This window comes from Bradyrhizobium sp. WSM4874 (assembly GCF_055811835.1).
This window is the reverse complement of record NZ_JBVVPR010000011.1, coordinates 174,284-199,353: the sequence shown is the minus strand read 5'-3', so window position 1 is coordinate 199,353 and position 25,070 is coordinate 174,284. Positions and strand designations below refer to the sequence as shown.

Below are 25,070 nucleotides of genomic sequence, written 5' to 3'. Positions count from 1 at the left end.
TCAGGCGATCTCGCGCACCTGAACCATCAAGCCCAGTACCATTCGCGGATGTTCCAGCAGTTGATCGACATGTTGATGTTGGGACGGAAACCCTGCAGCCCTTCCTTCACGCCCTCGGCGATGAAGCCCTGGAACAGCGGCAGGATCGCGAGGTCGTCGCGGATCAGCTTTTGCAGATTGCCATAGGTCGACTTGCGCTGCGTCAGATCGAATTGCTTGGCACCTTCTGCGAGAAGCCGATCCGCCTCGGGGTTGCGATACTGATAGGTGTTGTAGCCGCGGCCACCCTTGGCAGGAATGGCGCCGGAGCCGAAGCGAGGCGTCACGTCGGGGTCGCTGCCCAGCATGAAATTCACCCCCACGATCACCGAATTGAATTTCGACTGCTGCCAGAAATCGCCCCAGATCACGGCCGCCGGCATGTTGTTCACGCGCATCGCGGCACCGATCGCGCGCCAGTCCTGGATCAGCAGTTGCTGGGTTTGCTCCCGCACCGCATTGCCCGACGTTGTGGAATTGGCGAACTCGAGCTTGACGCCGCCTTTCTCGCGCACCCCGCCAGCGCCGCGGACCCAACCGGCCGCATCGAGCAGCGTGTTGGCCTTGGCCGGATCGTATTTGTGCTGCGGCAGTCCCTGCTGGAACGACCAGGCCTGTTGCGGCACGAAGCTTTCGGTCTGCGTCGGCAAGCCGTAGTTCAGCGCGTCGATGATCGCCTGCTTGTTGATCGCAAGATAAAGCGCCTCGCGCACGGTGCGGTCCGCCAACGCGCCGAACTCCAGATTGGGCGCGATGTGCTCCACCGACGACGTCGAGGAGACGAAGATCTTGCGCCCCTTCAGCGTCTTCGCCTCCTGCACGAAGTTCGGCAAAATGCCTTGCAGGCCGGTGTAATCGACCTGCCCGGTGCGGAACTGAGTGTAGAGGACGGTCAGGTCCGGAATATATTTGAACACCACGCGCTCAACGTAAGGTCCCTTGCCGTGATAGCCGGTGTGAGCATTCAACTGAATGTGGTCCCCGGGCACGCGCTCGCCCCAGCGAAACGGCCCGGTGCCGACAGGCGCGTTGTGGAACGGCGAGGCGTTCGGATCGGTCACCTTCTCCAGGATGTGCTTGGGTACGATGAAGGTCAGCGATCCCAGGATCGACATATAGGGCGAATAGGGCGCTTCCATGCGCCAGTGAATCTCGTCGGGCGCGACGACCTTGATGTCCTTCACGAGGCTATGGCCGACGCGGCTGCGCGCGCGGAAATCGGGATTGTTGATCAGCTCGAGCGAGAACTTGACGTCGTCGGCCGTGAACGCCGTGCCGTCGTGCCATTTCACGTCGCTGCGGAGCTTGATCTTCCAAGTCAGGCCGTCGGCCGACAGGCCGCCATTCTCGATGGTCGGGACTTCGCGGGCGAGGTCGGGAACGAACTTGCCGTCGGGATCGATGAACCAGAGCGGCGAGAACACCTGCCACCAGATGCCCTGATCGACTTCGATGCCCGGCATCAGGGGATGAAAGACCGTCGGCTCCTGTGACAGCGCCGCGATCACCTGCCCGCGCGGCTTGTCCGGCGGTTGGGTCGGGCGTTCGGTCTGCGCAAATGCGTTGCCCGAAAGCGTCCATCCCGCCGCGGCGCCCGCACCGAGCTGAAAGATCTGACGGCGATTCGGAATGCCGAGTTGCAGTGCCCCAACGCCGAACTTCCCGGTGTCGTCCGCCATGACCACTCTCCGTTGTCGCACGCGGCACCGTCTCCCGCGCCCCCGAGATCCCCGGCAAGGGACAGGAGTGGGCTTTAGTGCTTCTAAATTTTTCTATCAAAAGTTCATCACGACTAAATACAGCTGTCAATCGCATTGCTAGGATGCGCGACCTTTTCACTTCGACTGAAGCTCCGGACCGTCGTCCTCCGGGCTGAGATGATGCATGGGAGAGCGACATGGATGGTCGCGGCGAGATCAACGATCCGAAGGATGCCCCGGCGATCGAGGCCGACGATGCCGTCGACCAGCGCCTCGGCGAAACCGTGCGGCTGCTGCGCCAGCGTGCGGGCCTGTCGATCCAGGACGTCGCCAACAAGACCGGCCTCTCCAACGGCATGATCAGCCAACTCGAACGCGCGCGCGCCATGCCGTCGATTCGCACGTTGCGCCTGCTCAGCATCGCGCTCGACGTTCCCATCTCCTATTTCTTCGAGACCACCGATCCCGCCGACGTGCAGCGCTATATCGTGCGCAAGAACAGCCGGCGTCTGCTGCGGCTCACCGCCAGCGGCGTGGTCAAGGAAGCGCTGACGCCGGCAGACAAAGGCCAGCTCGAACTCTACGAGCTCACGCTCAATCCCGGCGCATCGTCCGGCACCGACTTCCTGCAGCACACCGGCGAGAAGGCGGGCTATATCCTCTCGGGCAGCCTGCGGCTGTGGCTCGACAACCAGGCCCATCTGCTCGAGGCCGGCGACAGCTTTCGCTTTCCGAGCATCGTGCCGCACATGTTCGACAACCCGACCCAGCAGACCGCGCGCGTGATCTGGGTGACGACGCTGCGCCAGACCGATTCGCCGGCAGGTTGAAGCACCACCACCCGACACCACCGCAAATTGCCCCTCGACGCCGCCGCGCGGAATCTGTAGCTGACATCTGTAGCTCACGTGGAGCCGGACATTGATAGGGCGGACACGAGGGGTCCGCGACTGACGCGTTGGTGTGAGATCATGAAACTCAGGGGGCTTCTGACACTCGCGATGGCCGCGCAGGTCATCGTGACCGCGGCGGCTCTCCTCGTCTCCTATGCCGCGACCGGAATCGGGTTCGGCATTGCCCAGATCGTCGCCCTGCTCGCAAGCGGCGCCATTGCCGTCCTGCTCGCTCGTCTGTGCACGCGCGCGATCGAAACGGCGCAGGAAAAACGCGCCGCCGCGTTGCTGACCGAGCAAGCGCGGGCCAGCGCACAGATGACGCAAGCCGTCATCAAGACCGCGCTCGACGCCTTCGTTCAGACCGACCAGAACGGCATCGTGCTGGAATGGAGCCTTCAGGCCGAGGCCTTGACGGGATGGACGCGCAAGGAGGCGTTCGGCACCGACGTCGTCAACCTCCTCATTGCCGAGCCACTGCGCGACGGCTTCAGGCAACGCATGATGCGGCTGCTGCCGGAACTGTCGGATACGCCGATCGGCATCCGGTTCGAAGCGACCCTGCTGCACCGGAACGGCGACGAGATCCTGATCGAGGCGTCCAGCACGGCGCTCCACATCGGGGGTCGCACCCTCATCAACAATTTCGTCAAGGACGTCACCCGGAAGCGCGCCGCGGAGGAGCAGCTGATCCAGGCCCAGAAGATGGAGGCGGTCGGCCAGCTCACCGGCGGCATCGCCCACGAATTCAACAACATGCTCACCGTGATCACGGGCACGATCGAGATCCTCGCCGACGCCGTGAAGGACAATCCGCCGCTCGCGACCATTACCAAGCTGATCAGCGACGCCGCCGACCGCGGCGCCGCGCTGACGTCGAGCCTGTTGTCCTTTGCCCGCAAGCAGGCGCTCAAGCCGGCCGAGAGCGACATCAATGAACTGCTGGAAGAGCTCGCAAAGCTGCTGCTGGCAACCTTCGACAAGAAGATCGAGATCGTGACCCGGCTCGACGGCAACGTCTGGCTCGCCCTCGTCGATCGCGGCCAATTGAGCTCCGCGCTTCTCAACCTCGCGATCAACGCCCGCGACGCGATGCTGGGTGGCGGCAGACTGACGCTGACGACGCGCAACGTCGTGTTCGGCGTCCGCGAGGCCGTGGCGATCGGGGCCGGCTATGCCGGCGACTATGTCGAGATCGAGATCGCCGACACCGGCACCGGCATTCCGCCAGCCATCCTGGAACGGATCTTCGATCCCTTCTTCTCGACCAAGGACGTCGGCAAGGGCACCGGGCTCGGCCTCAGCATGGTGTTCGGTTTCGTCAAGCAGTCCGGCGGCGGCATCAAGGTCTCGTCCGAAGAAGGACGCGGCACGATTTTCACGATCTACCTGCCGAAGGCGGAGGCGAGCACGCTTCGCCCCACCGGCTACGACGAGCGCAAGGTCGTGGGCGGGACGGAAACGATCCTTTGTGTCGAGGACGACCGCGACGTCCGCCAGTACGTCACGGTCCAGCTCGAAAGCCTCGGCTACAAGGTCATCCCGGCCGGCAATGCGGCCGAGGCACTGGCCATCGCGGCCGAAGGCACGCCCTTCGACCTGCTTTTCACCGACATCGTGATGGCCGGCAACTTGAATGGACGCGAGCTCGCCGACGAAATGGTGGCAGCGCGCCCCTCGCTGCGGGTGCTATTCACGTCGGGCTATGCCTACGACGCCCCGCATGCGCAGGGACGCGCCACCAAGGGCGCGCGGCTTCTGACCAAGCCCTACCGCAAGGCCGAGCTCGCGCGCATGCTGCGCCGCTCTCTCGACACCGCTGTCGACGACGCGGGCGATCCGATCCCGACGCCCTATTCCGTGCAGGCTGATCTCGAAGGCTTTCTGCGCAGGCAGGCGGCTGAACGCGACAGGCATTAGTGCGAGTCTTGCGCATGGACAGCGCATGGCTGCTGCGCAACACTCGTATCAGTTACAATCCCATTGGAGGCGAGCCATGACTGCACTCGAAAAAGGCATCACCGCGAACGGTACGGGGTATGGCGGCAAGACCTGGAACATCCTCGGCCAGGTCTACTTCCCGAAGGCGGTCACCGAGTCCACCTTCGCGTTCGAGACCAACAGCGATCCCGGCCAGTTCGTGCCGGTGCACATCCATCCGACCCAGGACGAATTCATCCTGGTGCAGGAAGGCACACTCGACCTCAAGCTCGACGGCAAATGGGTGAAGGCCCATGCCGGCGACCTCGTCCGCCTGCCGCGCGGTATCCCGCACGGCTATTTCAACAAATCCGACAAGCCCGCCCGCGCGCTGTTCTGGGTCTCGCCGATGCAGAAGCTGGAGGCGCTGTTCAATCAGCTCCATGACCTGACCGACCCGGCCGAGGTCGTGCGCATCTCGGCGCTGCACGAGGTCGACTTCCTGCCGCCCGAAGCCAACGACTAGGCTACGATCCCCCGAGCGACGAATCGTTGGGGGAACCGGCCATGCCTGCACGACGTCAACTCCTCGCAATCATCGCGGCGCTTGGGCTGCTCCTTACGACGTTCGTCCCGAGCCGGGCGCAAACGCTCACGGCCAGGCAAGCGGAAGCGCTTGCCTCCTACGAGCGTGCGCTCGACGACTTCAAGGCGATCCTGGCCGAGCGGCGGCGCCAGATCGAGGCGAAGCAGCCGCTGCCGGGCCTGCCGGGCCAGGCGCTCTATCTGGCACGCGTCGCCGTGATCAGTGCCTACAAGGATCTCACCGACGCCATGCCGTCGCGGATCGGCAGGCCCAACAAGTTCGAGATACCTCCGGCCTATTTCGATGCCGATATCGAGCCGCTGGTGGACGAATACTCAAAGCTGTTCGAGATCATGGAAGCGCCGCCGGCCGGCGCGCAGAACTCGGCGACGCCGTTCAGGGACGTCGTCGATCTCGCGGTCGCGATCGCGCGCGCCAAGGGGCTTGCGCCTGACCACGCCGAAGCCGCGGGCCGCATCAGCCTCGGGCTGTTCTTCGCCGAGACCAACGGCAAGCAGAACGTCCGCAACGGGCGCTCGAACACCTATATGGGCAGCTTCCAGACCGGCCCGTCCGAGGACCGCAACGGGCGCAGGAAATGGGAGGCCATCAAGGCCGAGATCGCGGCCACCGATCCCGACTTGAGCGCGCGCGATGACAAGGAGGAGGCGCGGGCCCGCGGCACCGATCATCGCTTCAATCACTGGACCAACGTGCGCGACGGCCTGATGAACGCGCATGCGGATGTTTTCCGGGATATCCCGGGAATCGTGAAGACGCTGCCCGACCCGATCGACCAGATGAAGCTGTTCGAGCTGATCCAGATCGTTCCCACGCCGACGCGGTCGGCGCTCAAGTCCGGCGATCTCCTGAACTACAGGGTGTCCAGTCCGACCATCATGAAGCACCTGCGCAACAACAGCATTTTTGCTTTTGGACAGGCCGACCGGGCGCGAACCTCGGCAAGCTTCCGGGAGATCCTCGCGGCGATGTGGCTGTTCAACCGGAAGTTCGAGAAGGCGATGGCGAAATACGCGGAGATCAAGCCGCGCTGAGGTCGGGGTTTGCGGCGGGACATCAAACCCTCATGGTCAGGAGCCCGCCAAAGCGGGCGTCTCGAACCATGCAGGCCGAGCACATTCGGCAGCGTCCCAGCTGTTCGTATCCGATCGCACTGGCCCGTCCTATTCGGTGCGGATCGGCGTGTCCTTCAGGCCGTTGTTATCATAGGCTTTGCGTAAGGTGCCATTCGTCACCGCCCCGTTCATGAACTTGGCGACGAAGGTGAGCGCTTGGGGATGACCGAGCGGCACAGCGACTGCGGTGACGGTCTTCTTGAAGGTTTCGTCGAGCACTCGCGTGCCCGGAATCCTTTGCGCCATCTTGTTGAGTTGGTCGCGCGACAGCGCGAAGGCGTCGATCTCGCCGCTCTTCAGGAGGCCGAAGATTTCGTCGTAGGTCTGATAGCCCGTGACCTTCGCGTTCTTCAAATGCGCGACCGCGCCGCGCATGGTGGTGGTGGCGTTGACGGCCGCGACCTTGATGCCGGGCTGGTCGAGCGTGACGAAATTGGTGACGCTCGAGCCGGGCTTGACGATGTAGGTGGCGTCCGCGACCTCGTAGATCGGGCCGAACATCATCCTGGTCTCGCGCTCGGGATCCTCGGGCAGCCAGGTGACGTCCCAAGCACCTTTTTCAAGAGCCCCCTTGGACGCCGCATCGGTGATCTGGCCGGAATTCTGGTGCACGACATATTCGACGGGCACGCCGAGCTGGGCAGCCATCTCCTTGCCGAGATCGACCGGAACGCCGGCATAGCCGTCTTCGGTCTTGGTGGACCAGAACGCGCCGCCCGCCGGGCTGATCGCGATCGCGACCCGCAGCTTGCCGGTCGGCGCGATCTCGTCCTTCAGACCATCGGCTAGCGCGGGCATGGCAACCGCCGCTGCGAGAACGAGGCCGGCAAGGACCGACTCAAGCACCGACTGGAGAGACGTGGGCATGTCATGATCTCCCGACCTTTTCTTCTTTTATTCTTCTCTTGTTCGTTCCGAACGCTTCGCGCGTCGTCGCTCGGCCCCTGACCTATTCTGGTCGATCGTGCGCGCGATGAAAAGCGGTTTGGGATGACAAAACTGCCAAAGGCCACAGCGCAGGCTGTAGCACAAGGCCGACGACTGCCATGGCTATGGTGTTCCACGTCCGGGCATTTGTTGGTAGCCTCCCGCCCCGACAGATAGCAACCGGGGGCCACCGAATGACCTGCGCGAATCCCGCATCTCCCGCACGGCGCAACGGAGCGTGGAGACTTGTCGGGCGGGCACTGGCCGCCGCGATCGCCGTGGCCGCGCTCACCGGCTGCGAGGACAAGAACACTTTCATTGCCCCGCCGCCGCCGAAGGTGGACGTCGCCGCGCCGGTGCAGCGCCCGGTGACCCGCTATGTCGAGGCCACCGGCAACACCGCGCCGGTCAAGAATGTCGATCTCGTCGCGCGCGTGCAGGGATTCCTGCAATCGATCGACTACCAGGACGGCGCGTTCGTCAAGCAAGGCACCCAGCTGTTCACGATCGAGCCCGAGACCTACAAGCTCAAGCTCGACCAGGCGCAGGCGGCCGAGGCCGGCGCGCAGGCCTCGCTCCGGCAGGCGGAAGCCGATTACAAGCGGCAGAGCGATCTTGTGCAGCGGCAAGCGGCCTCGCAAGCGACCTTGGACAACTCGACCTCGAACCGCGACAACGCACAAGCCAACCTCCAGCAGGCCCAGGCCAATACCCGCCTCGCCGAAGTCAACTACGGCTACACCAAGGTGAGCGCACCATTCGACGGCGTCGTCAGCGCGCATATGGTCTCGATCGGCGAACTCGTCGGGGTCTCCTCCCCGACTCAACTCGCGTCCATCGTCGCGATGGACCCGATCTATGTGAACTTTACCGTCAACGAGCAGGACGTGCTGCGCATCCGTGCCGAGGCCGCCCGCCGGGGGCTCACCGCCGCCGACATGAAGCAATTTCCGATTCAAGTCGGTTTGCAGACCGAGGCCGGCTATCCGCATGAGGGCAAGCTCGACTATGTCGCCCCGACCCTCACCCAGTCGACCGGCACGCTCGCGGTGCGCGGTCTCGTGCCCAACGACAAGCGGGTGCTGCTGCCCGGCTATTTCGTCCGCGTTCGCGTGCCCTTCACCCAGGAGAAGGACGCCCTGCTCGTGCCCGACACCGCGCTCGGCAGCGATCAGGGCGGCCGCTATCTCCTCGTCGTCAACGGCGACAACGTTGTCGAGCAGCGCAAGGTGCAGATCGGTCCCGTGGACAACGGCTTGCGCGTGATCGAAAGCGGCTTGAAGCCGGATGACCGCGTGGTGATCGCAGGGCTGCTGCGGGTGATTCCGGGCCAGAAGATCGACCCGCAGGTGACGAAGATCGAGCAGCCGCAGGCGTCTGCCAAGTAAGTAGGAGCGCCAGCCATGATCTCAAAGTTCTTCATCGAGCGGCCGGTCCTCTCGAACGTCATCGCGCTGCTGATGATCCTGATCGGCGGCGTCGCGCTGTTCAACCTCGCGATCGCGCAATATCCCGATGTGGTGCCGCCGACGGTGCAGGTCACGACGCGCTATCCCGGCGCCAGCGCCAAGACCGTGATCGACACCGTGGCACTGCCGATCGAACAGCAGGTCAACGGCGTCGAGGACATGCTCTACATGCAGTCTTACAGCGGCTCCGACGGCACCTATACGCTGACCGTGACCTTCAAGATCGGCACCGACCTCAACTTCGCGCAGGTGCTGGTGCAGAACCGCGTCTCCAGCGCGCTGTCGCAACTGCCCCAGTCGGTTCAGAACCAGGGCGTCACCGTGCAGAAGCGGTCGACGTCGATCCTGCTGTTCGTGACGCTGACCTCGCCCGACAAGACGTTCGACAGTCTTTATCTGAGCAACTACGCCACCATCAACCTCCGCGACGAACTCTCGCGCCTGCCCGGCGTCGGCAACGTCACCGTGTTCGGCGCCGGCCAATATTCGATGCGGGTGTGGCTCGATCCGAACAAGCTGCAGGTTCGTGGCCTGGTGCCGCAGGATGTCATTCAGGCGATCCAGCAGCAGAGCCAGCAGGTCTCCGCCGGCCAGGTCGGCGCACCGCCGACACCGTCGGGACAGGCGTTTCAGTATACCCTCAACGTCAATGGCAGGCTCGACGACACCACCGAATTCGAGAACATCATCGTCAAATCGGGCACCAGCGGCGACGTGACGCGGGTGCGCGACGTCGGCTGGGTCGAGCTCGGCGCGCAGACCTACAGCCAAATCTTCTCGCTGAACAAGCAGCCGGCCACCGGCATCGGCGTGTTCCAGTCGCCCGGCGCCAATGCACTCCAGGTCGAGCAAGCTGTCGAAAAGAAGATGGCGGAGCTTGCAAAGGCCTTCCCGCAAGGGATGAAATACGACACGCCGTTCGACACCACCAAATTCGTGCAGGCCTCGGTGCACGAGGTCTACATGACCCTGATCGAGGCCGGCCTGCTGGTGCTGGTCGTCATCCTGGTGTTCCTGCAGGACTGGCGCGCGATGCTGGTGCCCGCGACGACCGTTCCCGTCACCATCATCGGCGCTTTCGCCGCGATGGCCGCGCTCGGCTTCACCATCAACATGTCGACGCTGTTCGCGATCGTGCTCGCGATCGGCATCGTCGTCGACGACGCCATCGTCGTGGTGGAGGGTGCTGCTCACAACATCGAGCAGGGCATGAATGGCCACGACGCCGCGATCAAGGCGATGGACCAGCTGTTCGCGCCGATCGTCGGCATCACGCTCGTGCTGATCTCGGTGTTCCTGCCGGCCTCGTTCCTCGCCGGGCTAACCGGCCGGATCTATTCGCAATTCGCGCTGGTGATCGCGGCGACCGCGCTTCTGTCCGCCATCAACGCGGCGACGCTGAAGCCGACGCAATGTGCGCTCTGGCTGCGGCCGACCGTGCCGCCCGAGCAGCGCAATTTCTTCTACCGGGGTTTCAACGCGGTCTATGATCGCGTCGAGCGTGGCTACACGAGGCTGATCGGCTTCCTGTGCCGGCATGCCACGATCTCGGTCGCATTCGCGCTGGTGCTGATCGGGATCGGCGGCTACGGCATGTCCCGGGTGCCGACCGGCTTCCTGCCGATCGAGGACCAGGGCTATCTGATCGCCGCCGTGCAACTGCCTGACGGCGCCGCGCTGGAGCGGACACAGAAGGTGCTCGACAGAGCGAGCGAGTTGATCAAGGACACGCCCGGAGTTCAGCAGGTCATCACCATCGCCGGCATCTCCGCGCTCGACAACAGCGCCAGCCTTGCCAATGCCGGTGTCGCCTACATCATCCTGAAGGACTGGGACGCGCGCAAAGGACCGGGCGAGGATCTGCGCTCGCTGGTCTACGGGCTGAACGACAAGCTCGCTGTGATCATGGAGGCACGCACTTTGGTGCTGCCGCCGCCGCCGATCCAGGGCATCGGCAACGCGGCCGGCTTCTCGATGCAGGTCGAGCTGCGCGACGGCAACAGCGATTTCGCCAAGCTCCAGGCCATCACCGGCGCGATGGTCAGCAACGGCCAGAGCCAGAGCGCGCTGCAGCGCGTGCAGTCCTCGTTCCGCTCCTCGGTGCCACAATTCAACGTCGAGATCGACCGCATCAAGATCCAGACGCTGCACGTTACGACGGACCAGGTGTTCGCAGCGCTGTCGACCTATCTCGGCTCGTCCTATGTCAACCAGTTCAACAAGTTCGGCCGCGTGTTCCAGGTCTACACCCAAGCCGATCCCGCCTTCCGCGTCACCGAGCGCGACATCGCCAACATGATGGTGCGCAACTCGAACGGCGACATGATCCCGATCGGCACTGTCGCCACCATCACGCCCGCCACCGGCCCGTCGCTGATCAGCCTCTACAATCTCTATCCGTCCTCGACGGTCATCGGCCTGCCGGCGCAGGGCTACTCCTCGGGCCAGTCGCTGAAGCTGATGGAGGAGATCGCCGAGAAGACGCTGCCGCCGGGCACCGGCTACGAATGGACTGCTATGTCCTATCAGGAGAAGGCCGTCTCGAACCAGATCTACTGGGTGTTCGGGCTCGCCATGCTGCTGGTCTATCTCGTGCTCGCCGGCCAGTACGAGAGCTGGTACGCACCGATCTCGGTGATCCTGGCAGTGCCGCTGTCGTTGCTCGGCCCCATGCTGATCCTCAACGGCCTGAAGATCGACAACAACCTCTATTGCCAGATCGGCCTGATCCTCTTGATCGCGCTGTCGGCCAAGAACGCCATCCTGATCGTCGAGGTCGGGCTCGAGCTGCACGGCCGCGACGGCAAGCCGGTGCTGGAATCGGCCATCGAAGCTGCGCGCGCTCGCTTCCGCCCGATCTTGATGACGTCGTTCGCCTTCATCCTCGGCGTGGTGCCGCTGGTGATCGCGACCGGCGCCGGCGCCAGCGCGCGCAAGTCGATCGGCATCACGGTGTTCTCGGGCATGTTGGCCTCGACCTGCCTCGCGGTGCTGTTCGTGCCGGCGTTCTTCGTGGTGGTGCAGCGCTTCGAGAATTGGCGTGCGTCGAAGAAGACGCCCAAGGCGGTGGCAGTGGCCGAGGTGAAGTCCTAGGCTTTCTCCGTGGAATTCGGCCGCGCCTCGCCGCTTGAGACCAGCAGCACCGAGACCTTTGCCTGCCTGAGCACGGCGTCGGCGACGCCGCCAAAGGAGAGGTGATCGGCCTGGATGCGGTCGACGCCCATCACCACGAGGTCGACGTCGGTGGTCTCGATCTCGCGCAGGATTGCCGCTTCAGGTGTCCGGTTCGCGCGCAAGGTCGTGGTGATGTCGACTTCGTAGCGGGCGGCGAGATCGCTGGCGTCCTTCAGGATACCTGCCTCCTGGCTCAGACCACGAGAGGTGCCGCGTTGCGCGCCCTTGTCGCGTGTCGTCGCGACGTAGATCACCCGGAGCGAGCCTGATCCCGCCTGCGCCAGTGCGACCGCGACCTCGGCGCCGCGCTTGGAGACGCCGCTGCCGGAGACCGGAACGAGGATGTTGAGCGCCTCGGGCATCGGCTGCTTCAGGTGCTTGCCCTTGGCCGCGACGATCGCGAGCGGCCCTTCGAACTCCGCTCCAATGTCCTCGATCTTGCGGTCGAATCGATCCTTGGTAGCCGCGACCTTGTCGATACCGACGACAAGGAGATCGAAGCCCTTCTTCGCTTCGTCTCCTATCGTCTCACCGAGCCCGGATTTGCGGACCCGCGTCGTGACATCGACGCTGCGGACATTCTGGTCACCGCTCGCTGATACCGCTTCAGCCGCCTTCTTCACCACCGCTTCGGGGCTTTCTTCCTCGTCGCGGCCCTTCTCCTGCTCCTTGGCGCGCTTGCCGATGTGCAGCACCGTGATTGGCAGGCCACGCATGCCGGCGATCAGGCCGGCGATGTGGGCGGCGAAGCTGGCATTGACGCTTTCGTCCACTGCCAGCAAGGGACGTTCGAGATTGGCGACGAAGCCGCGCTTCTCGAACTCTTCGCGCTCCAGGCGCTCCCTCTCCTCCTCGCTCATCGGCAGCTTCGCCAGCGCCGCGCGCAGCATCGGCGGCATTGCCATCGTGGTCACGATCGCCATGGTCACGATCATCGTGAACAGGTTCTGACTGAGCACGCCGATGGAAAGACCGATGGTGGCGATGATGACCTCGGTCGAGCCGCGCGCGTTCATCCCGCTTGCGAGCGCCAGCGACTCCCGCCTGTTCAGCCCGCCCACGGTTCCGCCGATGAAAGCGCCGCCGAACTTGCCGACGCTGGCGATCACGACCAGCAGGCCGGTGAGCATCAGCAGGTTGGGATCGCGGAGCACGGTGAGGTCGGCGCTCAAGCCGGCCAGACCGAAGAACACCGGCATGAAGAAGCTGGAGATCAACCCGCGCAGGCGCTCGTCGATCTGCCGCGTCAGGATCGGGGACTCTCCAACCAGAATGCCGGCGACAAAGGCGCCGAGCACGGTGTGGACGCCGATCAGATGCGTGATCAGCGCCATGGCGCACATCATCAGCAAGATCACCGTGATGACCGGCGCGGTGCTGACGAGATTGTCGTTGGCCCAGCGGATCAACTGGAATGCGAGGCGGCGGCCGATGGTGAAGCTGATGGCGAGGAAGGCCAGTGTGCCCAGCACGGCTTTCGCCACCGAGGCGATATCGAGCGTGCCGTGCGAGGCCAGGCTGAAGATGACCGCGATGATGATCCAGCCGATGGTGTCGTCGATGACGGCGGTGGCGACGATGATCTGACCGACATTGCGGCGCATGAAGTTCATCTCGCGCACAACCACCGCGACGATCTTCACCGAGGAGATCGACAGCGCCGTGCCCATGAACAGCGACGCAACCAGGCGGGCTTGCGAATTCGGCAAGAGTGAGTCGGGCAGGAACTCGCCGAGCGCGAAGCCGCAAGCGAAGGGCACGAGGATGCCGGCGATCGAGATTGCGATCGCGGCCTTGCCGACCTTCCTGACCAGCTTGAGGTCGGTCTCCATGCCGGTCAGCAGCAACAGCAGCAGGATGCCGAACTGCGCGATACCGTCGATCATCGCTTTCTGCTCGGGCGTCTTGGGGAAGATTGCGTGCTGTGCGTCAGGCCAGACCCAACCGAACAGCGAGGGACCGAGCAGGATGCCGGCGAGCAGTTCGCCGATCACCGAGGGCTGGCCGAGGCGCTGCATGATCTCGCCGAGACCGCGGCCGACCGCGATCAACAGCACGATCTGCGCCACCAGCAGGAATTCCGACGGACCGGCCGATTTGCCGCCCTCGGCGCTGGCCGCAACGGTGGTGAGGACAAGCGCCGCGGGGACAAGGCCGACCGGTCGGAGCAGGCTCCACTGCATGCAGGAATTGCACCCCTTCATCTGCCCCGGCGAGGTGCCGGGATGACGGGGATAGAACCCGCGGCAGGCGCAGCAGGTTCCTGTCGCTTGCAGGTGGTTAGGGAGGCAACACCAAAAAGCGCGAAAACAACCCCATGCACAGTAGAGATGGGGTTGAAAAGGCTGGAGAAAAATTTGTGTGCGCCGAAGCCAGAATTTCGTCTTTGCCGAAATTGCTTGCTCCGTCGGGCAAAACACTGGCATGATGGCATCATCGGCAGACTAAGCGAGCCGCCGCCACATCCGCCGTCATTGCGAGCGCAGCGACTTGTCCGCCGAAGCTTTAGCGAAGGCGGAAGCAATCCAGAGTCCCTCCCCGGAAGGATTCTGGATTGCTTCGTCGCTACGCTTCTCGCAATGACGCGGTTGAAACGGGCGCGCGCCTCACGCAGATCCCTCACACCGCCTGCGGTGTCCTGATCTCGCGCGGGAGAATGATCGCGGCTGCGATCGCGAGCAGGCAGAGTGCGGCGAAGGCGTGCAGCATGGTGACGAAACCGCCCTGCTCGTAGAGCCAGGCGACCAGGCCGACCGAGGCGCCGGCCGCGGTGAAGCCGATGAAATAGCGCACGGCATAGGCGCGCGAGCGCCATTCCTCGCTGGTGTATTTGCCGACCATGGCATCGTTGACCGTGACCTGCCCGAACGCGCCCATGACGATGCCGATCGAAACCAGGATCAGCGGCAAATTGGACAGGCTCGCGGCCAGATACAGAAACGGCGCCAGCATGAAGGACAGCGGCAGCGCCACTGTCTTCAGCGAGTAGCGGTCGAGCAGCCGGCCGATCGTGTACTGCGTCATCGCGCCGAATACGTAGACGCAGGCGGCGATGATGCCGAGCAGCGCCGGGCTTTTGGTGAGATCGGCAAGCCGCTCCGCGAACAGCTTTGGCAGCGCCACGGTGACGGCATTGAACGTGGTGGAGATCGCGATCACCACGATCAGCAGCGACAGGATCACGCGCCACATGTCCTGCTTGGCGACCCGCGCCTGCGCTGCCGCCTGCTTCGAGCCCTTGCGGTCCTCGTGCACGACCATCATCGCAAAGGCGATGCCGATCAGGATGGTGACGATGCCGGGTACGATGAAGGCGAAGCGCCAGCCGAGATATTGGCCGATCACGCCGGTGACCAGCGCCGACGACGCGACCCCGAGATTGCCCCAGACGCCGTTGATACCCATCTCGCGGCCGAGCCTGTCAGCGTAGGACACAATCATGGCAGTGCCGACGGGATGATAGATCGAGGCAAAAATGCCAATCGCGAACAGCGCCACGCCGAGCTGCGCCGGGGTCTGCACGAAGCCGACCGAGATCATGGAGGCGCCGATGCCGACGAAGAAGATCAGCATCATGTGGCGGCGGCTCCAGCGATCGCCGAGCCAGCCGGTGAGCAGCGAGCCCGCGCCGAAGGCGACGAAGCCCGGCGTCGCGTAAGGCAAGAGTTCCGAATAGGCCATGCCGAGCGCCGGTCCCATGATGATCACCGCGGCGGCGAAAATCAGCATCGCGTAATGGTCGATGAAATGGCCCGCATTGACGAAACTGATCACCCGGCTGGGGCTGTTCATGGGAATCCTCTCCTGCTCCGAAATGAGTTATATGTCTTGGGCATGACGGGATGCTGCCAATGACTGTCGTCGAGACGCCAATCCTCCGGGCGGTCCGAAGCAACCATCGCTCCCCTGCGGGCGTGCATTTGGTCGCGCGCGACTACCCCAAGGGCATGCGGATCGCTCCGCATATGCACCGCGAGGCCCAGCTGATCTATGCCGCCAAGGGCACCATGCAGGTGACGACGCCGGCAGGGCGCTGGCTGGTGCCGCCGGACCGCGCGGTCTGGGTGCCGGCCGGGCTCCAGCACGCCATCGATTTGCTCGCCGACATCGAGATGCGCACGCTGTATTTCGACCTGTCCTGGCTGAAGCGCGAGCAGCGCCATGAGGGACTGACCAAGGAATTCGTGGTGCGGGTGTCGCCGCTGCTGAACCAGGCGATCCTCGCACTGTTCGACGCGCGCAATACCGAGGAGCGGACCGATCTGCTGGTTCGCCTGGTGATGCTGGAATTGGTCCAGGCCGAGGATTCCGCGACCTTCGTGCCGCTGCCGCACGAGCCGCGCTGCCGGCGCGCGGCCATGATCGTGCTCGACGATCCCACCGGCCTGCACGACATCGACACGCTGGCGCGCGAGGTCGGAACATCAGCGCGCACGCTGTCGCGGCTGTTTTCCACTGAGACGCAGCTGAGCTTCAAGAGCTGGTGCCAGCGCGCAAGAATTGCGGCGGCGATCCAGCGGCTGTCGACCGATGCCAACGTGTCGGTGAAGCAGCTCGCGACCCAGCTCGGCTATGCCAGCGTGCCGGCGTTTTCCGCCGCGTTTCGCCAGGTGACAGGGCGGACGCCGACGGAGTTTGCGGGGAGGTAGGGCCGCGAACGTTCACAAGAGGTCGTCATGCCCGGGCTTGTCCCGGGCATCCACGTTCTCTGGGGTGCCAACGAAGGTCGTGGATGGCCGGGACAAGCCCGGCCATGACGATGTGGAAGCTGCAGCGCCCCAAACTTTCATGCGCAATTGCCTCGCCGTGGCGGGGCATGACAGCAATCCTGGATCGCACACCCCCCGCTAAACTTGCCAAAATCCCCCGCTTGATTGTGATCGGCTTCCGCCCAAATCCCGTGTAAGATTCCCGCATCGCACAAACCCGACACGAAAGCCCCGATGGCCAACGCCTTCTTCTCCGACCTGCTCACCACCATCTCCGAGCGCGGCCGCACGCTGCTTCGCCGCGGGGATTCTGCCGACACCAAGCCGGACGCCGATGGGCTCATCGAGCTCTGCGGCGCGCTGCTGTCGGGCCGGGGCGAAGCTTCGGGCACCGCCATGGCGCGTGAGGTGCTCGACATCTACCAGGACCTGGATGCGGCGGGACGTCGCGCCTTTTTCGAAGCCCTGGTGCGCGATTTCGGCCCGGATCGGGAGCGCCTGTCCAAGGCGATCGAGACATGGCGCGCCAAGCCGGCCGACGAGGATGCCAGCGCCCTTCATTTTGCCTCCGAGCCGCGCCGGCAGGAGCTGATCCGCCGCCTCAATCGCGCGCCCGGCGGCACCGGCGATCTCGTCAAGATGCGCGCCGATCTGCTCGACATGATGAACGGGCACACCGATCTCGCCGCGCTCGATCGCGATGTCTCGCATCTTCTCTCGTCATGGTTCAACAGGGGGTTTCTCGTGCTGCGCAGGATCGACTGGTCGACCCCGGCCAACATCCTCGAAAAGATCATCCGTTACGAAGCCGTGCACGAGATCAGCGACTGGGACGATCTGCGCCGCCGCATCGATCCGGTCGACCGCCGCTGCTACGCCTTCTTCCATCCCGCCATGGTCGACGAGCCCCTGATCTTCGTCGAGGTGGCGCTGACCGAGACGATCCCCGGCGCGATCGCGCCGCTGCTCGCGGTCGATCGCCCCTCCGTCCCGATCGAGCGCGCCCGCACCGCTGTGTTCTACTCGATCTCCAACACCCAGCGCGGTCTCGGCGGCATCTCCTTCGGCAGCTTCCTGATCAAGCAGGTGGTGGAGGAGCTGCGCCGCGAACTGCCCAAGCTCGACAATTTCGTGACGCTGTCGCCGGTGCCGGGCTTCATGCCATGGGTGAAGCAGGACAGGGACCTGCCGCTGTCGGACGAGGACCGCGAGATGCTGAAGCGGCTCGACGATCCCAAATGGTTCGAGAACCCCGAGACCACCACGCTGCTACGCGGCGTGCTCGAGCCGCTCGCGGCGCACTACTTCCTCAAGGCGCGCACGCCGAAAGGCAAGCTGATCGACTCTGTCGCGCGCTTCCATCTCGGCAACGGCGCCCGCCTCGAGCGCATCAACTGGTTAGGGGATCTCTCGCCCAAGGGCGTGCGCGAGTCCGCCGGCGTGATGGTCAACTACCTCTACCGCCTCGATGACATCGAGAAGAACCACGAAGCCTACGCCAATGACGGCGAGGTCGTGGCCTCGAGCGCGGTGAAGAAGCTGCTGAAGGGCGAAGGGCGGCGGCTGCTGGATATGCGGTTGTCGTAGTCGGCGTCCGGCTCACGCCACATCGTCATTGCGAACGCAGCCGACGATGCTCTCTTCGCCGTCATTGCGAGGAGCTCTTGCGACGAAGCAATCCAGACTGCTTCCGCGGAAAGATTCTGGATTGCTTCGCTGCGCTCGCAATGACGAGATTGTGGCGACACCTCGCGCACTCCCAGCAATTCGCCCGCAGCAGCCAAAGCGCCCGTCGAAGAGGCCCCCTCTCTCCACCGTCATTGCGAGGAGCTCTTGCGACGAAGCAATCCAGACTGCCTCCATGGAAACACTCTGGATTGCTTCGCTACGCTCGCAATGACGCGGTGTGTGGTGGCACCTGGTGCAATCAGATTAGCGTCTCGTACAAATCCATCCAATCCGGATTGACGCTCTCGATCAGCGCAAGCTTCTTTTCCCGGCTGCCGGCCTTGATCTGCTTCTCGCGTGTGATCGCGTCGGTCATCGTCGCATGCAGCTCGTACCAGACGAGAAGCTTGCAGCCATACCTTGACGAGAAACCCTTCACCAAGCCCTCGCGGTGCTCGAACGCGCGGCGCGGTGGATTGGACGTGACGCCTGTATAGATCGTCCCGTTGCGGCGATTGGCGAACATGTACACGCAAGGCTGCTTCATGATCGTGCTCAGCTGAGGAGAGCTTTCATGATATCACAACCAAGAGCTGATTGGGAGACTTTCGCCGACATCGTCATTGCGAGGATCTCGCGACAAAATTGCAAAGCAATTTTGCGCGGATGCGACGAAGCAATCCAGGCTGCCTCCGCGGAAAGATTCTGGATTGCTTCGCTGCGCTCGCAATGACGGAGTGTGGCGCGGCCGTCGCGCCCCTCGCCCCACCTACTCCGCCAGCGCCTTCATCTCCTTGTAGAGGTCCGACTTGCCTTCGAAGCCGATGCCCGGGAGATCGGGCATGGTGATGTGGCCGTTCTCGACGCTGATACCGTCGGGGAAGCCGCCATAGGGCTGGAATAGGTCGGGGTAGCTCTCGTTGCCGCCGAGGCCGAGGCCGGCTGCGATGTTGAGCGACATCTGGTGGCCGCCATGGGGGATGCAGCGGCTCGGTGACCAGCCATGAGTTTTCAGCACCTCCAGCGTGCGCTGGTATTCGCACAGGCCGTAGGACAGCGCGCAGTCGAATTGCAGCCAGTCGCGGTCAGGCCGCATGCCGCCGTAGCGGATCAAATTGCGGGCGTCCTGGTGGCTGAACAGGTTTTCGCCTGTGGCCATCGGTCCCGGATAGAATTCGGCGAGGGCTGCCTGCAGCGCGTAGTCGAGGGGATCGCCGACCTCCTCGTACCAGAACAGCGGATAATCCCGCAGCATCTTGGCATAGGCGATCCCGGTCTCGAGATCGAAGCGGCCGTTGGCGTCGACGGCGAGCTGCGCGTCCTTGCCGATCTCCTTCAGCACCGCCTCGATGCGGGTGCGGTCGTCCTCGATATCGGCGCCGCCGATCTTCATCTTCACGACGTTGTAGCCGCGATCGAGATAGCCGCGCATCTCGCCGCGCAGCATCGAGAGGTCCTTGCCCGGATAATAATAGCCGCCGGCGGCGTAGACGAACACGCGCGGATTGGGTTTGACGCCATGACGCTCAGCCAGCAGGCGGAACAGCGGTTGTCCCGCGATCTTCGCCACGGCATCCCACACCGCCATGTCGATGGTGCCGACCGCGACGGAGCGCTCGCCATGACCGCCGGGCTTCTCGTTGGTCATCATCGCGCCCCAGACCTTGTCGGGGTCGAGATTGTCGCCGGCCGCGTTCAGCAGCGATTTCGGATCGGCCTCCAGGATGCGCGAGGCAAAGCGCTCGCGGATCAGGCCACCCTGCCCGTAGCGGCCGTTGGAGTTGAAGCCGTAGCCGACGACGCGCTTGCCGTCGCGGACGAAATCGGTGACGACCGCAACCAGGCTCGTCGTCATCTTGGTGAAATCGATATAGGCGTTGCGGATCGGCGAAGAGATCGGCTTCGTGATCTCGCGGACGTCGACGATGCGGACGGACATGGGGTTTGGCCTTTCACTTTCGTCATTGCGAGGAGCGAAGCGACGAAGCAATCCAGACTGCCTTCACGGAAAGATTCTGGATTGCTTCGCTTCGCTCGCAATGACGGAGAAGAGAGCGTTCGCAATGACGAGGAGAGAGCGGGCTCCTACTTCTTATCCCTGAAATACGGCTCGACCGGGCCGTGCACCTTGATGGTCAGCGGGTTGCCGTGGCGGTCCTTGGCGTTGCCTGCGGTGACGCGGACCCAGCCTTCGCTGATGCAGTATTCCTCGACATTGGTCTTCTCGACACCCTTGAAGCGGATGCCGACGTCGCGCGCCAGGATGTCCGCGTTGTAATAGGGGCTGTTCGGATCGACCGAGAGGCGGTCCGGAAATTCGTCGCTCATGATTGTCTCGCTCATAACAGGGTCTCGATTTGCTGCCGCAATCCTTCGGGCCGGGCGGTCGGCGCGTGGCGCGCGACCACCTTGCCGGCGCGATCCACCAGGAATTTGGTGAAATTCCATTTGATGGAGGCGCCCAGCAGGCCGGATTGCTGGCGTTTCAGGTACTCATACAACGGATGCGCATTGCTGCCGTTGACGTCGATCTTCTCGAACAGGGGAAAGGTGACGTCGTAATTGGTCGAGCAGAACGCCTGGATCTCGCTCGCCGGTCCAGGCTCCTGCGCACCGAACTGGTTGCAGGGAAAGCCGAGCACCGAGAAGCCGCGCGGATTGAGATCGCGATGCAGATCCTCCAGCCCGCGATATTGCGGCGTGAAGCCGCATTTGCTCGCGGTGTTGACGATCAGCAGCACCTGTCCCTCGAATCTGCGCAGGGCGACTTCTTCGCCGAGAAGCGAGTTGGCCTTGAAGTCGTAGATCACCGACATCGCTAGCCCACGGGGTCGATCGGCGACGGCGGCACGCCGCCCGCCTCGATCGCCTCGCCTGCGAGCAGGCAGAGATCCTCGCGATGGCGGCCGGACACGATGTGCACGCCGACCGGCGCCTTGCCGACGAGGCCGGTGGAGACCACGAGGCCCGGCAGGCCCATGAAGGGAATGGCGATCTGCGGCAGCTGTGCTTCCCAGACGCGTTTGAAGGACTCCTCGTCCTTGCGGTCGAGATGATCGGGGAACGGCAGTTCGCCGGAGACCGGCGTCAGCAGCACGGCATAGGTGTCGAAGAACAGCATCCAGTCGCGGGTCAGCGTGGCGCGGCGGGTCAATGCCTTGGCGTAATTCGCCTGGTCCATCGGCGTGACCCTGGCGCGGTTGCCGCGCAGGCACGCCAGCGCGCCGGGATCGCCCTCACGCTCGGCCATCTCCAGCTGCGCCTCATAGCCGTCGCCGAGCCAGAGCTTGATCTGCCACTCGACCGCTTCGCGCATCGGCGGGGTGTTCTCGATTGTCTCGACGGTCCAGCCGGCCCGTTCGAGCCGCTTGCCGGCGTCGATGACGGCGGCCTTCACCTCGGGCGCGGTGGCCAGGCCGTCCGGATTGAGACACAGCGCGGCGCGCTTCGGCCGCGCCGGGCCTTCCAGCGGCGCGGGCACGAACCAGGGGTCGCGGATGTCGCGGGCCGACATCGCCGCGAGCGAAATCCTGATGTCGTTGACGGTGCGGGCCAGCGGGCCCGACACCGCCATGATCTGCGGCCCGATCGGGCGCTCCGGCAGGGCCGGATTGAAGGCCGGGATGCGGCCGAGCGTCGGGCGCAGACCATGCACGCCGCAGGCATAGGCGGGATAGCGGATCGAGCCCGCAATGTCGGTGCCATGGGCGATATGGCCGATGCCGGCCGCGACCGCCGAGCCGGCGCCGCCGGAGGAGCCGCCCGGCGTCAGCGAGGCGTCGCGGGGGTTCTTGGTGTCGCCGTGGACCAGATTGGTGGTGAACCAGCGATAGGAGAAGGCCGGGCAATTGGTGCGGCCAAGGAGAACGGCGCCGGCTTTGCGGAAATTGGCGACCACCGGATTGTCCTCGCGCGCGATCAGGTCGCGCTGGAGCTTGAGGCCGTTAGTGGTGGCAAAGCCCTCCTGGTCAACATTGGCCTTGATGGTGACGGGCACGCCGGCCAGCACGCCGGGGTCCTCCCCCCGCGCAATGGCGGCATCGACGGCATCCGCCTGCTTGAGCACGTTCTCCGGCCGGTGGTCGATCACGGCGTTGAGGCTGGGATTGACGGCGTCGAGCCGGGCCAAGCCGGCCTGCGCGGCCTCCCTGGCGGAGACCTTTTTGGTTTTGACGAGATTGGCGAGGTCGGCCGCCGACAGGCGCCAGAGATCTTGCATGGCTTGCTCCGTTTAACCAGCGTCTTTTAGACCCGGGAACGCGGCAAAGCCATGCGGATTTCGCAGGGACGAAGGGCGGGGGCTGCGCCGGCCACGCTTCTCGTCATTGCGAGCGAAGCGAAGCAATCCAGACTGCCTCCGCGGAAGCAGTCTGGATTGCTTCGTCGCAAGGGCTCCTCGCAATGACGGGGAGAGACGGGGGCTAATGCCGCGTCGCGGACTGGTCCGGGATGTCCAGCAATGCCTCGGTGAAGGGGAATTCGAGCACGATCTCGCCTTCGCGGTCGGTGACCTCGATGACGGCTTCAAGCAGGGCCGGCTGGGTGCCTTCCGATCGCAGCACCTCCAGAATCATCTGGCGGGCAACCTCCCAGGCGCGGTCAGGATTGCGCAGATCCTCTCCCTCAGGATCCACGATCAGTTCGTTGCCGATACGGGTGTTGAAGAAATATCTGGGCATCACGAAGTTCCAGTTGGGTCGCCTGTACCGGATTGAAAGCTGCACTGCACTCACAACTGCTTTATCAGGACAGGGTTCGCGACCGAATGCGCCAAGCGCAAGGCAGCATCACCAGCAAGTATTGTTCCGCCAGCATTTTTCGCGCCGCAACATAGGCTTCTCGGGAAAATTTCACTGGCGAACTTTTCCACCCGCACTAACTTAAGGGTTGGGCGGATACGTCCGAATTCTCGAAAATGGAGAGCCAAAATGGCCTGGAAAGCCCCGAAGATCGTCGAAGTGCCCTGTGGCATGGAAATCAACATGTATGTGAGCGCCACCCGCAAGTAAGTGGCTGGCGATCTGCGTTCAGCGCAGGTGGGTCTTTCGGTCACGGCAGGTTTCCGAACGACGGAAACTGTGTTGGCCTGAGATCCACCTCGCAGCGTTCCTTCCAGGAGACGGATCATGCTTCGCGTCGTCGTCCTGGGCGCCGCAGCCGGCGGCGGAGTGCCGCAATGGAATTGCGGCTGCGAGGGCTGCCGGACGGCCCGTGAAAACGGCCAAGAGCTGCAACGGACCCAAGCCTCGGTCGCCTTCAGCGGCGACGGCGAGAACTGGTTCCTGATCAACGCCTCCCCCGACCTCCGCCAGCAATTGAATGCCACGCCACAGTTGCATCCGAAGGCAGGCGCGCTGCGCCATACGCCGATCGCAGGCGTGATCCTGACCAACAGCGAAGTGGACGCGGTGGCAGGCCTGCTGTCGATGCGCGAGGGCTCGCCCTTCACGGTCTATGCGCATGAGAAGGTGCTGGCGATCCTGAAGGCCAACAGCATCTTCAACGTGCTGAACGATAAGAACGTGCAGCGCCTGCCGATCGGCATCAATGAGCCGTTCGAGCCGCGGCTGCCGGACGGGGCGCGCTCAGGACTTGAGGTGCTGCCCTTCGTGGTCTCGGGCAAATCGGCCTGGTACCTGGAAGGCAAGGCGCATCCGGGCGGCGACACCGGCGATGGCGATACGCTGGGGCTGAAGATCACCGACAAAGCGACCGGCAAATGCTTCTACTTCATCGCCGCCTGCGCCGAGGTCACCGACGCGCTCAAGGCCGAGATCGACGGCGCCGCGCTGGTGTTCTTTGACGGCACGGTGTGGCGGGACGACGAGATGATCAGGGCCGGGCTCGGCCACAAGACCGGCAAGAGCATGGGCCATGTCGCGATGTCCGGCGACCACGGCGCCATCGCACGGCTCGCCGACCTCACACTCGACAGGAAGATATTTCTGCATATCAATAACTCGAACCCGGCGCTGCTGCCCGCGTCACCCGAGCGCAAGGCCGCTGAAGCGGCGGGCTGGCAGATACCCGCCGACGGAACGGAGATCGTGCTGTGAATGCCGCGTCACTGACTGGAATGACCGCGCTCTCGATCGGCAAGGACATCAGACTTAACTCGGCCGAGGAGCTGGAGGCGACGCTGCGCCATATCGGGGCGACGCGCTATCACAGCCTGCATCCGTTCCATAAGATGCTGCACGGCGGCAAGCTCAACAAAGGCCAGGTCCAGGCCTGGGCGCTGAATCGCTACTATTACCAGAGCACCATCCCGATCAAGGACGCGGTGGTGATCTCGCGCTTCCGCGACCGCGCCACGCGGCTGGAATGGCGCCACCGCATCGAGGACCATGACGGCGATATCGGCTCCGAAGGCGGTATCGAACGCTGGCTGAAGCTGACCGACGGCCTCGGGCTGGACACGGCCTACGTGGAATCAACCGAAGGCATCCTGCCAGCGACGCGCTTTGCGGTGGAAGCCTATGTGCACTATTGCCGCGAGAAGTCGCCGCTGGAGGCGATCGCCTCCTCGCTCACCGAATTGTTCGCGCCGAACCTGCACGAAGAGCGCATTGCCGGAATGCTGGAGCACTACGACTTCGTCAATCCTGACATCATGAGCTACTTCAAGCGCCGGTTGGCGCAGGCGCCGCGGGACGCCGGCTTTGCGCTCGACTATGTCAAGGCGCATGCCACCACGCCCGAGCAACGCGCCTCCGTCTGCAACGCGCTGATCTTCAAGACCAGCGTGCTCTGGGTGCAGCTCGACGCGCTCCAACACGCCTATGTCGAGGGCCACATTCCGCCGGGCGCGTTCGTGCCCCAAGAACACCAAAAAGCGAGCTGAGGAAC

Annotated in this window: 21 protein-coding genes; 11 read left to right on the top strand and 10 right to left on the bottom strand. The window is 64.1% G+C overall.

What is annotated here, in order from left to right:
• Positions 1 to 26 precede the first annotated feature (26 nt).
• Positions 27 to 1,718, bottom strand: coding sequence for a peptide ABC transporter substrate-binding protein (locus AC0L3P_RS14645; protein ID WP_275169231.1), 1,692 nt, complete (start codon positions 1,716 to 1,718; stop codon positions 27 to 29).
• Between the two features lie 218 nt (positions 1,719 to 1,936).
• Here AC0L3P_RS14645 and AC0L3P_RS14640 point away from each other — a divergent pair, with 218 nt between their 5' ends.
• The 4 genes from AC0L3P_RS14640 to AC0L3P_RS14625 all read left to right on the top strand — a co-directional run bounded on the left by AC0L3P_RS14640 (position 1,937) and on the right by AC0L3P_RS14625 (position 6,193).
• Positions 1,937 to 2,569, top strand: a complete 633-nt coding sequence (locus AC0L3P_RS14640) for a cupin domain-containing protein (RefSeq protein ID WP_007595614.1) — start codon at positions 1,937 to 1,939, stop codon at positions 2,567 to 2,569.
• Positions 2,570 to 2,710: 141 nt separating this feature from the next.
• Positions 2,711 to 4,552 carry an ATP-binding protein gene (locus AC0L3P_RS14635; protein WP_473302306.1) on the top strand — a complete coding sequence of 614 codons (1,842 nt, stop codon included), beginning with the start codon at positions 2,711 to 2,713 and terminating at the stop codon, positions 4,550 to 4,552.
• A 76-nt stretch (positions 4,553 to 4,628) separates the two neighbouring features.
• Positions 4,629 to 5,078, top strand: coding sequence for a cupin domain-containing protein (locus AC0L3P_RS14630; RefSeq protein ID WP_007595617.1), 450 nt, complete (start codon positions 4,629 to 4,631; stop codon positions 5,076 to 5,078).
• Positions 5,079 to 5,119: 41 nt separating this feature from the next.
• A complete protein-coding gene (locus AC0L3P_RS14625; RefSeq protein ID WP_275169236.1) occupies positions 5,120 to 6,193 on the top strand; it encodes a hypothetical protein in 1,074 nt (357 codons plus the stop codon).
• A 129-nt stretch (positions 6,194 to 6,322) separates the two neighbouring features.
• Here the strand turns inward: AC0L3P_RS14625 and AC0L3P_RS14620 are convergent, their stop codons facing one another.
• Positions 6,323 to 7,141, bottom strand: a complete 819-nt coding sequence (locus AC0L3P_RS14620; protein ID WP_473302305.1) for an ABC transporter substrate-binding protein — start codon at positions 7,139 to 7,141, stop codon at positions 6,323 to 6,325.
• Positions 7,142 to 7,395: 254 nt separating this feature from the next.
• Between AC0L3P_RS14620 and AC0L3P_RS14615 the strand changes: the two genes are divergently transcribed.
• Together AC0L3P_RS14615 and AC0L3P_RS14610 are read left to right on the top strand one after the other, a co-directional pair.
• Entirely contained in the window at positions 7,396 to 8,589 is a 1,194-nt protein-coding gene (locus AC0L3P_RS14615; protein ID WP_473302304.1) for an efflux RND transporter periplasmic adaptor subunit, read from the top strand.
• Between the two features lie 15 nt (positions 8,590 to 8,604).
• Positions 8,605 to 11,763 (top strand): efflux RND transporter permease subunit, encoded by a 3,159-nt coding sequence (locus AC0L3P_RS14610; protein WP_473302303.1) that lies wholly within the window; start codon positions 8,605 to 8,607, stop codon positions 11,761 to 11,763.
• Here the strand turns inward: AC0L3P_RS14610 and AC0L3P_RS14605 are convergent.
• Positions 11,760 to 14,027, bottom strand: a complete 2,268-nt coding sequence (locus tag AC0L3P_RS14605) for a cation:proton antiporter domain-containing protein (protein ID WP_473302302.1) — start codon at positions 14,025 to 14,027, stop codon at positions 11,760 to 11,762. The genes AC0L3P_RS14610 and AC0L3P_RS14605 overlap by 4 nt on opposite strands.
• 436 nt (positions 14,028 to 14,463) lie before the next feature.
• Positions 14,464 to 15,636: an MFS transporter gene (locus AC0L3P_RS14600; RefSeq protein ID WP_473302301.1), complete on the bottom strand. Its 1,173-nt coding sequence runs from the start codon at positions 15,634 to 15,636 to the stop codon at positions 14,464 to 14,466.
• Between the two features lie 59 nt (positions 15,637 to 15,695).
• Here AC0L3P_RS14600 and AC0L3P_RS14595 point away from each other — a divergent pair, with 59 nt between their 5' ends.
• Both AC0L3P_RS14595 and AC0L3P_RS14590 read left to right on the top strand, forming a co-directional pair.
• On the top strand, positions 15,696 to 16,493 hold the full coding sequence (locus AC0L3P_RS14595) for an AraC family transcriptional regulator (protein WP_354205126.1): 798 nt from the start codon (positions 15,696 to 15,698) through the stop codon (positions 16,491 to 16,493).
• A 294-nt stretch (positions 16,494 to 16,787) separates the two neighbouring features.
• Complete coding sequence (locus AC0L3P_RS14590; RefSeq protein ID WP_473302300.1) at positions 16,788 to 18,140, top strand: malonyl-CoA decarboxylase; 1,353 nt, start codon at positions 16,788 to 16,790, stop codon at positions 18,138 to 18,140.
• A 340-nt stretch (positions 18,141 to 18,480) separates the two neighbouring features.
• On the opposite strand, the gene AC0L3P_RS14585 is transcribed toward AC0L3P_RS14590, so the two are convergent.
• The 6 genes from AC0L3P_RS14585 to AC0L3P_RS14560 all read right to left on the bottom strand — a co-directional run bounded on the left by AC0L3P_RS14585 (position 18,481) and on the right by AC0L3P_RS14560 (position 22,900).
• On the bottom strand, positions 18,481 to 18,768 hold the full coding sequence (locus AC0L3P_RS14585; protein WP_275169248.1) for a GIY-YIG nuclease family protein: 288 nt from the start codon (positions 18,766 to 18,768) through the stop codon (positions 18,481 to 18,483).
• A gap of 222 nt (positions 18,769 to 18,990) precedes the next feature.
• Positions 18,991 to 20,160, bottom strand: coding sequence for a D(-)-tartrate dehydratase (tarD, locus tag AC0L3P_RS14580; protein ID WP_473302299.1), 1,170 nt, complete (start codon positions 20,158 to 20,160; stop codon positions 18,991 to 18,993).
• Positions 20,161 to 20,306: 146 nt separating this feature from the next.
• Entirely contained in the window at positions 20,307 to 20,564 is a 258-nt protein-coding gene (locus AC0L3P_RS14575; RefSeq protein ID WP_018318553.1) for a DUF3297 family protein, read from the bottom strand.
• A complete protein-coding gene (locus AC0L3P_RS14570) occupies positions 20,561 to 21,037 on the bottom strand; it encodes a glutathione peroxidase (protein ID WP_275169252.1) in 477 nt (158 codons plus the stop codon). The genes AC0L3P_RS14575 and AC0L3P_RS14570 overlap by 4 nt, the downstream gene beginning before the upstream one ends.
• A 2-nt stretch (positions 21,038 to 21,039) precedes the next feature.
• Entirely contained in the window at positions 21,040 to 22,440 is a 1,401-nt protein-coding gene (locus AC0L3P_RS14565) for an amidase family protein (protein WP_473302298.1), read from the bottom strand.
• Positions 22,441 to 22,642: 202 nt separating this feature from the next.
• The gene (locus tag AC0L3P_RS14560; protein WP_007595657.1) at positions 22,643 to 22,900 is read right to left on the bottom strand and encodes a DUF6894 family protein; all 258 of its coding nucleotides are present in this window, start codon (positions 22,898 to 22,900) and stop codon (positions 22,643 to 22,645) included.
• Between the two features lie 249 nt (positions 22,901 to 23,149).
• Here AC0L3P_RS14560 and pqqA point away from each other — a divergent pair, with 249 nt between their 5' ends.
• From pqqA to pqqC, 3 genes are all read left to right on the top strand, one after another.
• Positions 23,150 to 23,230 (top strand): pyrroloquinoline quinone precursor peptide PqqA, encoded by an 81-nt coding sequence (gene pqqA, locus AC0L3P_RS14555; RefSeq protein ID WP_007595659.1) that lies wholly within the window; start codon positions 23,150 to 23,152, stop codon positions 23,228 to 23,230.
• 117 nt (positions 23,231 to 23,347) lie between these two features.
• Positions 23,348 to 24,277: a pyrroloquinoline quinone biosynthesis protein PqqB gene (gene pqqB / locus AC0L3P_RS14550; RefSeq protein ID WP_473302297.1), complete on the top strand. Its 930-nt coding sequence runs from the start codon at positions 23,348 to 23,350 to the stop codon at positions 24,275 to 24,277.
• Positions 24,274 to 25,065: a pyrroloquinoline-quinone synthase PqqC gene (gene pqqC, locus AC0L3P_RS14545; protein ID WP_275169257.1), complete on the top strand. Its 792-nt coding sequence runs from the start codon at positions 24,274 to 24,276 to the stop codon at positions 25,063 to 25,065. The genes pqqB and pqqC overlap by 4 nt, the downstream gene beginning before the upstream one ends.
• Positions 25,066 to 25,070: the final 5 nt, after the last annotated feature.

Bases quoted from the DNA above. Each gene is read 5' to 3' on its own strand.
- tarD (WP_473302299.1), bottom strand. From the start codon at position 20,160: ATGTCCGTCCGCATCGTCGACGTCCGCGAGATCACGAAGCCGATCTCT.
- AC0L3P_RS14630 (WP_007595617.1), top strand. From the start codon at position 4,629: ATGACTGCACTCGAAAAAGGCATCACCGCGAACGGTACGGGGTATGGC.
- AC0L3P_RS14590 (WP_473302300.1), top strand. From the start codon at position 16,788: ATGGCCAACGCCTTCTTCTCCGACCTGCTCACCACCATCTCCGAGCGC.
- AC0L3P_RS14625 (WP_275169236.1), top strand. From the start codon at position 5,120: ATGCCTGCACGACGTCAACTCCTCGCAATCATCGCGGCGCTTGGGCTG.
- AC0L3P_RS14605 (WP_473302302.1), bottom strand. From the start codon at position 14,027: ATGCAGTGGAGCCTGCTCCGACCGGTCGGCCTTGTCCCCGCGGCGCTT.
- AC0L3P_RS14635 (WP_473302306.1), top strand. From the start codon at position 2,711: ATGAAACTCAGGGGGCTTCTGACACTCGCGATGGCCGCGCAGGTCATC.
- AC0L3P_RS14620 (WP_473302305.1), bottom strand. From the start codon at position 7,141: ATGCCCACGTCTCTCCAGTCGGTGCTTGAGTCGGTCCTTGCCGGCCTC.
- AC0L3P_RS14595 (WP_354205126.1), top strand. From the start codon at position 15,696: ATGACTGTCGTCGAGACGCCAATCCTCCGGGCGGTCCGAAGCAACCAT.
- AC0L3P_RS14570 (WP_275169252.1), bottom strand. From the start codon at position 21,037: ATGTCGGTGATCTACGACTTCAAGGCCAACTCGCTTCTCGGCGAAGAA.
- AC0L3P_RS14645 (WP_275169231.1), bottom strand. From the start codon at position 1,718: ATGGCGGACGACACCGGGAAGTTCGGCGTTGGGGCACTGCAACTCGGC.
- AC0L3P_RS14585 (WP_275169248.1), bottom strand. From the start codon at position 18,768: ATGAAGCAGCCTTGCGTGTACATGTTCGCCAATCGCCGCAACGGGACG.
- AC0L3P_RS14640 (WP_007595614.1), top strand. From the start codon at position 1,937: ATGGATGGTCGCGGCGAGATCAACGATCCGAAGGATGCCCCGGCGATC.
- AC0L3P_RS14565 (WP_473302298.1), bottom strand. From the start codon at position 22,440: ATGCAAGATCTCTGGCGCCTGTCGGCGGCCGACCTCGCCAATCTCGTC.
- AC0L3P_RS14560 (WP_007595657.1), bottom strand. From the start codon at position 22,900: ATGCCCAGATATTTCTTCAACACCCGTATCGGCAACGAACTGATCGTG.
- pqqB (WP_473302297.1), top strand. From the start codon at position 23,348: ATGCTTCGCGTCGTCGTCCTGGGCGCCGCAGCCGGCGGCGGAGTGCCG.
- AC0L3P_RS14610 (WP_473302303.1), top strand. From the start codon at position 8,605: ATGATCTCAAAGTTCTTCATCGAGCGGCCGGTCCTCTCGAACGTCATC.
- AC0L3P_RS14615 (WP_473302304.1), top strand. From the start codon at position 7,396: ATGACCTGCGCGAATCCCGCATCTCCCGCACGGCGCAACGGAGCGTGG.
- pqqA (WP_007595659.1), top strand. From the start codon at position 23,150: ATGGCCTGGAAAGCCCCGAAGATCGTCGAAGTGCCCTGTGGCATGGAA.
- AC0L3P_RS14575 (WP_018318553.1), bottom strand. From the start codon at position 20,564: ATGAGCGAGACAATCATGAGCGACGAATTTCCGGACCGCCTCTCGGTC.
- AC0L3P_RS14600 (WP_473302301.1), bottom strand. From the start codon at position 15,636: ATGAACAGCCCCAGCCGGGTGATCAGTTTCGTCAATGCGGGCCATTTC.